A 12,155-nucleotide genomic window follows, 5' to 3' on the forward strand; every position below is an offset into this window, starting at 1 on the left:
TTTAATAAAATATGCCGGCTTAGCTCAATTGGTAGAGCAACTGACTTGTAATCAGTAGGTTGGGGGTTCAAGTCCTCTAGCCGGCACCATGTAAGTTTCGGAGGGGTAGCGAAGTGGCTAAACGCGGCGGACTGTAAATCCGCTCCTTTGGGTTCGGCAGTTCGAATCTGCCCCCCTCCACCATTTACACAGGGGCATAGTTTAAAGGTAGAACTGAGGTCTCCAAAACCTCCAGTGTGGGTTCAATTCCTACTGCCCCTGCCAAATATATAAACACAACATGGCGGTTGTGGCGAAGTGGTTAACGCACCGGATTGTGGCTCCGGCATTCGTGGGTTCAATTCCCATCAGTCGCCCCATTTTATTTTTTAAAATTACAAATAAATTAATGGATACTTACATATAATTAAGTAAAACTTCGGTGGGCTATAGCCAAGCGGTAAGGCAACGGACTTTGACTCCGTCATGCGCTGGTTCGAATCCAGCTAGCCCAGCCATTTTTGCGGAAGTAGTTCAGTGGTAGAATACAACCTTGCCAAGGTTGGGGTCGCGGGTTCGAATCCCGTCTTCCGCTCCATTTTAACTTCATATGGCGGCATAGCCAAGTGGTAAGGCAGAGGTCTGCAAAACCTTTACCACCGGTTCAAATCCGGTTGCCGCCTTTCTTATTATGCCGATGTGGCGGAATTGGCAGACGCGCACGACTCAAAATCGTGTTCCTTCGGGAGTGTCGGTTCGACCCCGACCATCGGTATCGGTGACTTAAAAAAGACTCTAACAGAAATGTTAGAGTCTTTTTTGTTAAATTATGCTATGTGATTCTAAAATTCGTAATAAACTTAGGAATTCATGTATAATATAACTTGTCGAAAGAACAAAATGATAGTGATTTATATTATGTCTGTAATATGAATCAAAAATGAACTTTTTATATTTCTTTTAAAAATGTGTTGAATACACATTATATTTCATATTAATATTTTTATGTAGATTTAAAATGGGAAAGAGAGTGGAAAGTATGGGTCGTAAATGGAACAATATTAAAGAAAAAAAAGCATCAAAAGATGCAAATACAAGCCGTATATACGCGAAATTTGGACGTGAAATTTATGTGGCAGCAAAACAAGGCGAGCCAGATCCAGAATCAAACCAAACGTTAAGAGTTGTATTAGAACGTGCGAAAACATACAACGTGCCAAGAACAATTATTGACCGTGCGATTGAAAAGGCAAAAGGCGGTTCAGAAGAAAACTATGACGAGCTTCGTTATGAAGGCTTTGGACCAAACGGATCTATGGTAATTGTAGATACACTGACAAATAACGTAAACCGTACTGCAGCAGATGTACGAGCTGCATTTAGCAAAAACAGTGGTAACATGGGTGTAAACGGTTCTGTGGCTTACATGTTTGATGCGACAGCTGTTATCGGTCTTGAAGGTAAAACATCAGATGAAGTTCTTGAAATTTTAATGGAAGCAGATGTAGATGCACGTGACATTCTAGAAGAAGAAGATTCTGTTATCGTTTATGCTGAACCTGATCAGTTCCATTCAGTACAATCTGCACTTAAAGGTGCTGGTGTTGAAGAATTTACAGTTGCAGAATTAACAATGCTTGCACAAAGTGATATAGAACTTCCTGAAGATGCTCAAGTACAATTTGAAAAAATGGTTGATGCATTAGAAGATTTAGAAGATGTACAACAAGTTTACCACAACGTAGACTTAGGAGAATAATAAGACAGGAGACCCTTTCGTTTAGCGAATAGGGTCTCTTTTTTATGGATTTTTTAAAGGTGTTTTTATTGTCGGGAGGGAATATGGTTATATGATATATATGAAATAATCGTATTTCTAGGAGGTATTTCTGTGGAGCATAAAACACCAAAGCATATTGTTGCTGTAGCAGGTTACTTAACAAATGAAAAGAATGAGGTGCTTTTAACGAAAGTGCACTGGCGAGCTGATACGTGGGAAATGCCTGGAGGACAGGTAGAAGAAGGGGAAGCGCTCGATCAAGCTGTTTGCAGAGAAATAATGGAGGAAACAGGATTAACTGTGAAGCCTATCGGAGTTACAGGGATTTATTATAATGCTTCTATGCATATTGTAGCTGTTGTTTTTAAAGTAGCATATGTTAGTGGTGAAATAAAAATTCAACCTGAAGAAATACAAGATGCTAAATTTGTTGTTTTAAACGAAGAGAACATTGATGAGTATATAACGCGTCCTCATATGAAATCAAGGACACTTGATGCGATGAAAGCAATGCATTTCATTCCATACGAAACATGGGAAGTTCAGCCATATAATCTTATAGGAAGATTGTAAAGTTTTGGTTAGTTATTTGAGGACATCTCAAATTGCTAACTTTTTCTTTATGTATACTGTTTCAGAAAAAGGTCACAATAATAAAGTGTAGGCTAATAATTAGTGGAGGAAGCAGGGCTACTACCTAATTTTCTAGCTTTAGCCAAGTTTTGAGGGAGAAGTCTTACTGCCCACAAATAGCGAGATAATCCGAAAGCTACTATTGATTTACGGAACATTTGTTCTGTATAATAGTGATATATCATATATAATTAGATTGCTAGATGTTTAAAAGTATAAATGTATAAACTGATATAATAAAAGAATAAAGTGAAATGAAGGAGAGTCCTACTTCCTATAAATAGTATGATAAATAAATGTATATTCAATATTTCATATGAATAGTAGATAAAAAAGGACTGTGATACAATACATTTTTACACCTTACAATGTTGTAAGGTAGGTGTAAGAGAAATCGATGGGATATTCTTTTACAACAAGGTATTCTTAAATTAAGAGTTATATATGCTGTGTGGAAAAGAGGTGTTCGAGATGAAAGAACGAGTATTATCTAGAGTGAATTATCATCAAAAAGTTGCATTAAATCCATTAACTAAATTTCTTTATAAAGCCATTATATTATTATTATTGTTAAGTTTTGCATTATTATTCGTTGGAAATGTAATGATTGAGCGAAGTGATATTAGTAAATTACATGTACCCGCTAAGTTAGAGGTGCCAGAATCATTAACACACGCATTTATTGCGACGGAAGATAAAAGGTTTTATCATCATAACGGTTTAGACTATATAGCAATTATTCGAGCTTCTATTGAAAATATAAAAGCTGGTGGTGTTGTGCAAGGAGGAAGCACAATTACACAGCAGCTATCTAAAAATGCTTTTTTATCTAATGAACGTACATTTTCTCGTAAGTGGAAAGAAATTTTTTATACGAAAAAAATTGAACGTACATTCACAAAGGATGAGATTTTAAAATTATATGTGAGTAATATTTACTACGGAGAAGGAGCATGGGGAATTGAAAAAGCAGCAAACCTTTACTTCGGTAAAAAGGTGGATCAATTAACATTGGCAGAGAGTGCAATGATGGCTGCTGTAGTAAAAGCACCAGCTTATTACTCACCTGCACAAAATTATGATAAAGCAGTTGAGAGACGGAATGTAGTTTTAAGGCTAATGGAGAAAGAAGGGTATATAAATCATGATGAATATGTGCAAGCAGTTAGTGAGAAATTAGTAATTCGTCATGATATAAAAACAGAGCAATCCATGTTAAAAAATGCCCGTGAAAAAGCAGTAAGTTAAGGGAAGTTCCTATATAGGAACTTCTTTTTTTGAATAAATTGTGACAAATCGTGACACAATATCGTCACAAATGTTGTATTTTTGTAATTTATGTGAGCGTGTTCATTGCGTGACCTATGTAAGTATTGATATTATGTGTATTGTGTACAATGCTGTATACAGAATATGAATTTAAAGAGGAATGTATATGAAATCATCGAACAAACTCATGGTTCTTGGTGTAGTTTTTTCTATCGCAGTATTGATTGTAATCGGGACGATTGTGTATAGCATCATAAATGACAAGAAAGATAAAGGGAATGAGATGTTTGCTTATTCTACGCAACAATCTTTAGGGAAAGATGATGCTCCAGTTAAGGTAGTTGAATTTGGAGACTTTAAATGTCCTGCTTGTCGTACTTGGGATGTAACGGTATTACCACGATTAAAAGAAGAGTATATTGATAAAGGTAAAGTGCAGTTATATTTTATTAACTTCCCGTTTATCGGAAAAGACTCTGATTTAGGTGCAGCTGCCGGTGAAGCAATTTATAAACAAGATCAAGATTCATTCTGGATTTTCTATGATGAGATTTATCAAAATCAAAAGAAAGATACGGAAGAATGGATTACAGAAGAATTACTTCTTAATATTGTGAAAGAAAAGCTTCCGAAAATTAATGTAGAACAGTTTAAAAAAGATTTACACAGTAAAGAAATGAAAGACAAAGTGCGTAAAGATTCAGATCGTGCTCAAAAATTAAAAGTTCAAGGTGCTCCTTCAGTATATATAAATGGGAATCTTGCAAACCCTGATTTCGATAGTATGAAGAAGGCGATTGATAAAGAATTGAAAAAGTGATGAGGTATCTCATCACTTTTTCGACTTTTTTCGATAAATTTCTTGCTTCGATTTTTTTTACATGCTATACTACTTTACATAAGTTATTTCAATATCTTATATTTATTCATATTTGCGGGTGTAGTTTAGTGGTAAAACAAGAGCCTTCCAAGCTCTGGTCGAGAGTTCGATTCTCTTCACCCGCTCCAAATTTTATTTAATGTTTTTTTGATAAATTGTGATCAACGCAGTGTTTCGTTTCTAAGATAAACGAAGCATTGCGTTTTTTTAATGTTTGAAAATCATAATTATATGCGAAAATAGAAGTAAAGAATATTATTCCAAAAGTGAATTGCTAACCAATATAGTCGTTACATAAGGGATGGATTCATCGGAGGAGGCGATAAAGAATGGATTTTGAACAATTAAAGCAAGATGTAATTGCGTATAGTAAAACGATTGGTATAGATAAAATAGGTTTTGCCAGTGCTTCACCATTTGAGGAGTTAAAGCAGCGTCTAATCCAGCAACAACAATTGAATTATCAGTCTGGATTCGAAGAACCTGATATAGAGAAGAGAACGAATCCACAGCTATTGTTACCTGGTGCGAAATCAATTATTGCGATTGCTTTAGCGTACCCTTCAAAATTAAAAAATGCACCATTAAGTAAGCGTGGAGAACGTCGCGGGATTTTTTGTCGTGCTTCTTGGGGCCAAGATTATCACCTTGTTTTACGAGATCGTTTGCAAAAGTTAGAGGCGTATTTAATCGAAAAGCTTCCGGATATAGAAGTGAAGTCAATGGTTGATACAGGGGAGCTAAGTGATCGAGCTGTTTCAGAGCGTGCCGGTATTGGATGGAGTGGTAAGAACTGCGCTATTATTACGCCGGAATTTGGTTCGTATGTATACTTAGGAGAAATGATTACGAATGTTCCATTCCCTCCTGATCGGCCAATAGAAGATCAATGTGGAAGTTGTACGAAATGTATTGATATTTGTCCTACAGGTGCTTTAGTACAAGGCGGCCAGTTGGACTCGAAGAAATGTATTGCATTTTTAACACAGACAAAAGGATTTCTGCCTGAAGAATATCGCGATAAAATAGGAAATCGTATATATGGATGTGATACGTGTCAGACTGTTTGTCCGAAAAATAAAGGAATGGATTTTCATAACCATCCTGAAATGGAGCCTGATCCTGAATTAGTTAAACCATTATTAACACCACTTTTAACAATTAGTAATCGTGATTTCAAGGGAAAATATGGGGTTATGTCTGGTTCATGGAGAGGTAAAAAGCCATTGCAACGAAATGCTATTTTAGCACTTGCACATTTTAAAGAAACAGCAGCAATTCCTGATTTAATCGGTGTTATGAAAGATGATCCAAGACCAGTACTTCGGGGAACAGCAGCATGGGCACTTGGGAAAATTGGTGGAGATGGAGTAGGAGAAGACATTGAGAAAGCGATGGAACGTGAGAAAGATGAAGAGGTTCTTCATGAAATGAATCGTGGACTTGAATTGTTAGCACAGAAAAAAGAGTAGATAATATCTCCCTTTTTCATATTGTAATATGGGAGGGAGACGAAATGGTTGTAAAAGCGAATATTGAAAAGCAAGTGCAACAGTTTTTAGCATATATAACAGAGAAACGAACAGATGTAGATGGTATTGCAATAGATTTGTTACAAATGGTACAGAGAAAGAAACAATTGTTTCAAAAGCGTAGTGCAAATATAGTGAAAGCAACTGCAGATATTTCTTTCATTAGACAATTAAATAGTAATGAGCATCAAGAAATTGATTATCAAATACACTTGAAATATTTAATTAAGCATAAAGAATTATTTTATATCGAAGAGGAACAATTAAAACGACGAGTTTGTTTGAAAAATAGTCGTATAATAGATGATTATGCTCTTGAAGTGTCAGAAGAAATAGAAATAGGTGAAACGTTAGAACGGGAAGTCACGAAAGAAAAATACGGTTCATATCAATATAATCGTTTAGAGGCAGTGAAATATGCAGAGCGTTGGTGGGATGATCGCAATCCTGCATACCGTAATTTTCCTGATAATTGTACAAATTTCATTTCACAATGTCTGCACACTGGAGAAGTGCCAATGAATGGACATCCTAATATTCGTAAAGGGTGGTGGCAAAGGGGAAACCAGTGGAGTTGGAGCTGGGCTGTAGCACACTCTTTTTATTGGTATTTGTCAGGTGCTACAGCTGGTCTTCGAGCAGAAGCAGTAGAAAAGCCAGAAGACCTTATTCTTGGCGATGTAATTGCGTATGATTTTGAGGATGATGGTAGGTGGAATCATACGACAATTGTAGTAGCAAAAGACGCAGATGGTATGCCGCTTGTAAATGCACATTCAGCGAATAGCCGCAGGCGTTATTGGAACTATGAAGACTCTAGTAAATATACACCACAAATGAAATATAAATTCTTTCATATTATTAATGGGTAGAGATTTTTCGTTCAAGTGGTATAATACGTAGTAGACAAAAAATAGAGGTGAATATCGCGTGGGAGTACATGTTGTTTTATATCAACCAGAAATTCCAGCAAATACAGGGAATATTGCACGTACTTGTGCAGCAACTGGAACAGAGTTACATTTGATTAGACCGCTTGGATTTTCAACGGATGACAAAATGTTAAAGCGTGCAGGACTAGATTATTGGCAGCACGTAAAAGTTACGTATTATGATTCAATCGAAGAATTTTATGAGAAAAATAAAGATGGTGAATTCTTCTATTTAACAAAGTATGGCGAGAAAGCTCATACAGCATTTGATTATAGCAAACGTGAGAAGGATTACTATTTCGTATTTGGAAGAGAAACAAATGGATTACCAGCTAATGTAATTGAAGAAAACTTCGATCATTGTTTACGTATTCCAATGACGGATAAAGTACGTTCATTAAATTTATCTAATACAGCAGCAATTTTAATTTATGAAGCGTTCCGTCAACAAAATTATCCAGGATTAGATTTAGAAATCGTTTATTAAAAGTCGCCATTTGGCGACTTTTTTATTTTTTAAAAAAATATGTAATCATACATTTTAAAAAAGGTACATATTCATATAGAATGAGATATATGAATAAAAATAGATAAGACGGGTTGAGATAAATATGAAGGAACAATATAATAATCAAAATACCTTTTTAAGTATGATAGATATGGATTTAGTAAGACAGGGACTGTTACATGCTATTCAAGATTTAGTGTTTATTGTGAAAGTTATTGACGATGAAACTTTTAAATATATTTATGTGAATAAAATAGGAATGGATCACGCCAGGCTAGGGAAAGAATGTTATGGAAAAACTTTTGCAGAAGTATTACCAGAAGATACGGCAAGGTTATTGCAAGGACAATATGAAAAAGTAATGAGAGAAGCGAGAGCAAATACGTTTTGTGATGTAATTAGTTTGCCAACTGGTGATATACATTATGAATCTTCACTTAATCCAGTATGCGATGTAAATGGAACATGTCAGTTTATTATTTGTATTACTAGAGATATTACAGCACAGGTTAAGAAAAAAGCGGAAATAGAAGAAAAACAAATGTTATTTAAGTCATTACTAGAATATAATAATGATTCCATTGTATCTGTAGATTCTATTGGAAGAATTACATATGCAAATCCAGCAACTTATGAAATTTTTGGGTATCGATATGAAGAGTTAAAGGACCAATTTATTTTTCAGTTTATAAATAAAGAATATGAAAAAACTGTTCAAACTATATTTAAGAATGCTTTACAGGGAAAAGCAAAACAAATTGTTGCAAAGAAATATGTTCATAAAGAAGGATATGAACTTTATATTTCTGTGAGGACTATCCCCATTATTGTGAATAGTGAAATCGTCGGGGTGTACATTGTTACGAGGGATGTTACGAGGCAAGTATTAAATGAGATGAAAACAGAGTATTTGGCTTACTTCGATCAGTTAACGGGGTTAATGAATAGAATATCATGTACAAATAAACTAAATGAATTTTTAGATGATAATAAAGAATTTGCATTGGTTTTTATAGATTTGGATGAATTTCACCTTATTAATGATACATTTGGTCATAAAGAAGGGGATCAAGTATTAAAAAAAGTTACTGAATGCCTACGAGAACTAAAAATAGAAGATATGCATTTATTTAGAGAACATGATGATCAATTTGTTATGTTAATAGAAAATATAACGAAAGAATGCGTAGAGGAAGTGGCACAAACAATATTAAAAAGAATTAGTGAGCATTTTGTAATAGAAGAAGAGGATGTTTATTTGAGTGCATCAATTGGGATTGTAATGGCTCCAAAAGATGGAATGGATGAAAAAATGCTTTTCCAAAGAGTCGACACAGCTTTGGAAAAAGCAAAGGAAAAGGGAAAAGGATATTATTATTTTTATTGTAGTGGATTAGATTGTGAACGTGAACAAAGGTTTATAATAGAGAATCAGTTACATCGTGCTATAGAGAAAAATGAATTTTTCCTATATTATCAACCTCAAATTAATATTGAAACGGGAAAGATAGCCAGTATGGAAGCATTAATAAGGTGGGAGAATAAGGAGCTAGGATTTGTCTCGCCAAATCAATTTATCCCACTTGCTGAAAGAACAGGATTTATTATTAAACTTGATGAATGGGTAGTACATCAAGTTTGTGAACAGATACGTGAATGGTTAAATAAAGGGTATGAAGTTGTACCAATTGCAGTTAATATTTCAGCTAGACATTTTCGTTCTATTACACTAATAGAGATGATTACACGTGCTTTAAATAAGTACAACGTCCCCCCTCATTTATTAGCAATAGAAGTTACAGAAGGGGCTCTTATACATAAAGATTTATCGAAAAGAGTGTTAATGCAGTTAAAAGAACAAAATTTAAAGATTCATTTAGATGACTTTGGAACGGGATATTCATCTTTAAGTTATTTAAAAACATATCCGATTGATACGTTAAAAATTGATCGTTCTTTTATGGAAGGTATATATAGAGATGAAAGAGATACGAATATTACAGCTGCAATTATTCATTTAGCACATACTCTAGGGTTAAATGTAATTGCAGAAGGAGTAGAAAAAGCGGAACAAATACAATTTTTAAAGGAAAAGAATGTGAAACTCGTACAAGGTTATTTTTATAATCGTCCTTTATCGATATACGATGTGGAAAATATTTATTTTAAATAGTGTATAAAAAACAAGAAAAAAAGTGATGTGCTTTTCAGCACATCACTTTTTATGTGTACCTGGTTTATCGTTATAACCAGATGTGAAAATAGCTGTAAGAAATGTGAGTGATACACCTAAAATTAATAATAACTTCATCCTAATTTCCTCCTTACTTTTTCGGTTTACGAATCCTATTTGTGAATCGAAATGTATGTAAGGTTCCTAGAAGAAAAGAATTTATTTACAATGAATAGCAGCGTAAAAACTTTAATACCTTTATTATACAGAATTTTCTTTGAATTTTGGAGAGAATTTTATAGCGCTATTATATATTTCGTTTTGATTTAAAGAATGTTTAAGGACATCCTAGCATACCTTTTATAATAATCCGATTGAACAAGGAGATGGGGGAGGAGCTATAATGGATATTCTAAAGAAAATTGAACAATATCGGGAAGCAGAAGAACGTTTACAATGGGAAGGTACGTTTGCGGAGTATTTGGAGCTTGTGAAAGAAAGACCATGGGTGGCTCAAACAGCACACTCTCGCATTTACAATATGATAAAAGATGCTGGAATTGAAGAAGTTGATGGTAGAAGAAAATATAACTTCTTTAGTAATCAGCTATTTGGATTAGAGGATGCTTTAGAACGCCTTGTGGAAGAATATTTTCATCCATCTGCAAAACGATTAGATGTTAGAAAACGTATTTTGTTATTAATGGGGCCTGTTAGTGGGGGGAAATCAACATTAGTTACGATGTTGAAACGAGGATTAGAAACATATTCACGAACAGATCGTGGAGCGATTTTTGCATTAAAAGGCTGCCCAATGCATGAAGATCCACTTCATTTAATTCCGCAGCATTTACGGAATGATTTCTTTGATGAGTATGGAGTAAGAATTGAAGGGAATTTATCACCATTAAATGTTATGCGTCTAGAGCAAGAATACGGGTCAAGAATTGAGGATGTAGTTGTAGAGCGTATTTTCTTCTCTGAAGATCGCCGTACAGGAATTGGTACATTTAGTCCTTCTGATCCAAAATCACAAGATATTGCCGATTTAACAGGTAGTCTAGACTTTTCTACAATTGCAGAATACGGTTCGGAATCAGATCCTCGTGCATATCGATTTGATGGAGAATTAAATAAGGCGAACCGTGGAATGATGGAATTCCAAGAGATGCTAAAATGTGATGAGAAATTTTTATGGCATTTATTATCGCTTACACAAGAAGGGAATTTTAAAGCAGGCAGATTTGCGCTTATTTCAGCAGATGAATTAATTGTAGCGCATACAAATGAAACAGAGTATCGTTCCTTCATAGCGAATAAGAAAAATGAAGCATTGCATTCACGAATTATTGTAATGCCGGTTCCATATAATTTACGGGTTAGTGAAGAAGAACATATTTATGAAAAAATGATTCGTGAAAGTGATGTGTCCAATGTTCATATTGCACCGCATACACTTCGCGTTGCAGCAATGTTCACTATTTTAACTCGTTTAAAAGATCCGAAGCGTCCGGATATTGATTCAATTAAAAAGATGCGTTTATATGATGGAGAAACGGTAGAAGGGTATAATGCGATTGATGTAGAAGAATTGCAACGCGAATATCAAGATGAAGGTATGAAGGGGATTGATCCTCGTTATGTCATTAATCGAATTTCTTCTACAATTATTCGAAAAGAGGTACCATCTATTAATGCACTAGATGTACTGAGATCGTTAAAAGACGGATTGGATCAGCACCCGTCAATTAGTAGTGAAGACCGAGAGCGCTATATGAATTTCATCTCATTAGCGAGAAAAGAATACGATGAAATTGCTAAGAAAGAAGTACAAAAAGCGTTTGTTTATTCATACGAAGAATCAGCTAAGACACTTATGGATAATTACTTAGATAACGTCGAAGCGTACTGCAATAAATCAAAATTACGTGATCCTTTAACAGGTGAAGAAATGAGCCCAGATGAAAAACTTATGCGTTCGATTGAAGAGCAAATTGGAATTTCAGAAAATGCTAAAAAGGCATTCCGTGAAGAAATTTTAATTCGCATTTCTGCTTATGCACGTAAAGGGAAGCGCTTTGATTATAATTCACACGAACGTCTTCGTGAAGCGATTCAGAAAAAACTATTTGCTGATTTAAAAGATATAGTGAAAATTACAACATCAACGAAAACACCAGACGAAAATCAGCTTAAGAAAATCAATGATGTTGTTGCACGCTTAATTGATGAGCATGGCTATAATTCTTCATCCGCGAATGAATTGTTACGATATGTAGGTAGTTTGTTAAATCGATAGTTTGATAACAAAACGCTGTCTCTTATTCTTGGGACGGCGTTTTGTTATCTATTGATATTTGTAAAAAATGTCATAGCTTGTCCGAATATAATAAATTAAGATGCGATTTTATGAATTTATTGTCAATTATTTTTACAATATGCATATGATAGAGTAACCAACCATTCATA

At 34.6% G+C, this 12,155-nt stretch carries 9 protein-coding genes and 9 tRNA genes; all 18 read left to right on the forward strand.

All coding sequences use genetic code 11. The features are described from left to right. The first annotated feature begins 13 nt into the window (after nt 1-13). A tRNA-Thr gene (locus MHB76_RS02650) sits at nt 14-89 on the forward strand. A gap of 10 nt (nt 90-99) precedes the next feature. Further along, nucleotides 100-183: transfer RNA gene (locus MHB76_RS02655), tRNA-Tyr, on the forward strand. Nucleotides 184-190: 7 nt separating this feature from the next. Continuing rightward, nucleotides 191-264 (forward strand) — tRNA-Trp (locus MHB76_RS02660). 19 nt (nt 265-283) lie between these two features. After that, nucleotides 284-359, forward strand: a tRNA-His gene (locus MHB76_RS02665). Between the two features lie 63 nt (nt 360-422). Further along, nucleotides 423-497 (forward strand) — tRNA-Gln (locus tag MHB76_RS02670). Between the two features lie 5 nt (nt 498-502). Beyond that, a tRNA-Gly gene (locus MHB76_RS02675) sits at nt 503-577 on the forward strand. A gap of 14 nt (nt 578-591) precedes the next feature. Beyond that, nucleotides 592-662, forward strand: a tRNA-Cys gene (locus tag MHB76_RS02680). Nucleotides 663-672: 10 nt separating this feature from the next. After that, a tRNA-Leu gene (locus tag MHB76_RS02685) sits at nt 673-754 on the forward strand. Nucleotides 755-1,018: 264 nt separating this feature from the next. Then, nucleotides 1,019-1,738: a YebC/PmpR family DNA-binding transcriptional regulator gene (locus tag MHB76_RS02690; RefSeq protein WP_078173880.1), complete on the forward strand. Its 720-nt coding sequence runs from the start codon at nt 1,019-1,021 to the stop codon at nt 1,736-1,738. Between the two features lie 132 nt (nt 1,739-1,870). Then, entirely contained in the window at nt 1,871-2,332 is a 462-nt protein-coding gene (locus tag MHB76_RS02695) for an NUDIX hydrolase (RefSeq protein WP_078173879.1), read from the forward strand. Between the two features lie 531 nt (nt 2,333-2,863). After that, entirely contained in the window at nt 2,864-3,640 is a 777-nt protein-coding gene (locus tag MHB76_RS02700; RefSeq protein WP_002113878.1) for a transglycosylase domain-containing protein, read from the forward strand. Nucleotides 3,641-3,827: 187 nt separating this feature from the next. Next, on the forward strand, nt 3,828-4,481 hold the full coding sequence (locus MHB76_RS02705; protein WP_002113880.1) for a DsbA family protein: 654 nt from the start codon (nt 3,828-3,830) through the stop codon (nt 4,479-4,481). Between the two features lie 114 nt (nt 4,482-4,595). Beyond that, nucleotides 4,596-4,669: transfer RNA gene (locus MHB76_RS02710), tRNA-Gly, on the forward strand. A 201-nt stretch (nt 4,670-4,870) separates the two neighbouring features. Further along, nucleotides 4,871-6,013, forward strand: a complete 1,143-nt coding sequence (queG, locus tag MHB76_RS02715) for a tRNA epoxyqueuosine(34) reductase QueG (RefSeq protein ID WP_002159370.1) — start codon at nt 4,871-4,873, stop codon at nt 6,011-6,013. Nucleotides 6,014-6,057: 44 nt separating this feature from the next. Next, nucleotides 6,058-6,945, forward strand: a complete 888-nt coding sequence (locus MHB76_RS02720; RefSeq protein ID WP_078173878.1) for an amidase domain-containing protein — start codon at nt 6,058-6,060, stop codon at nt 6,943-6,945. A 58-nt stretch (nt 6,946-7,003) separates the two neighbouring features. Then, nucleotides 7,004-7,492, forward strand: a complete 489-nt coding sequence (trmL, locus tag MHB76_RS02725) for a tRNA (uridine(34)/cytosine(34)/5-carboxymethylaminomethyluridine(34)-2'-O)-methyltransferase TrmL (RefSeq protein ID WP_000538149.1) — start codon at nt 7,004-7,006, stop codon at nt 7,490-7,492. Between the two features lie 124 nt (nt 7,493-7,616). Further along, on the forward strand, nt 7,617-9,686 hold the full coding sequence (locus MHB76_RS02730) for a sensor domain-containing protein (protein ID WP_016103476.1): 2,070 nt from the start codon (nt 7,617-7,619) through the stop codon (nt 9,684-9,686). 403 nt (nt 9,687-10,089) lie between these two features. Further along, complete coding sequence (locus MHB76_RS02735; protein WP_002159367.1) at nt 10,090-11,985, forward strand: PrkA family serine protein kinase; 1,896 nt, start codon at nt 10,090-10,092, stop codon at nt 11,983-11,985. The last annotated feature ends 170 nt before the right edge of the window (nt 11,986-12,155 follow it).

Origin of the sequence: Bacillus sp. FSL M7-1345, assembly GCF_038006985.1 — a bacterium.
GTDB lineage: Bacteria > Bacillota > Bacilli > Bacillales > Bacillaceae_G > Bacillus_A > Bacillus_A cereus_U.

Coding starts and splice junctions, on each gene's coding strand:
- queG (WP_002159370.1), top strand. CDS start 4,871: ATGGATTTTGAACAATTAAAGCAAGATGTAATTGCGTATAGTAAAACG.
- MHB76_RS02705 (WP_002113880.1), top strand. CDS start 3,828: ATGAAATCATCGAACAAACTCATGGTTCTTGGTGTAGTTTTTTCTATC.
- MHB76_RS02735 (WP_002159367.1), top strand. CDS start 10,090: ATGGATATTCTAAAGAAAATTGAACAATATCGGGAAGCAGAAGAACGT.
- MHB76_RS02690 (WP_078173880.1), top strand. CDS start 1,019: ATGGGTCGTAAATGGAACAATATTAAAGAAAAAAAAGCATCAAAAGAT.
- MHB76_RS02720 (WP_078173878.1), top strand. CDS start 6,058: ATGGTTGTAAAAGCGAATATTGAAAAGCAAGTGCAACAGTTTTTAGCA.
- MHB76_RS02700 (WP_002113878.1), top strand. CDS start 2,864: ATGAAAGAACGAGTATTATCTAGAGTGAATTATCATCAAAAAGTTGCA.
- MHB76_RS02730 (WP_016103476.1), top strand. CDS start 7,617: ATGAAGGAACAATATAATAATCAAAATACCTTTTTAAGTATGATAGAT.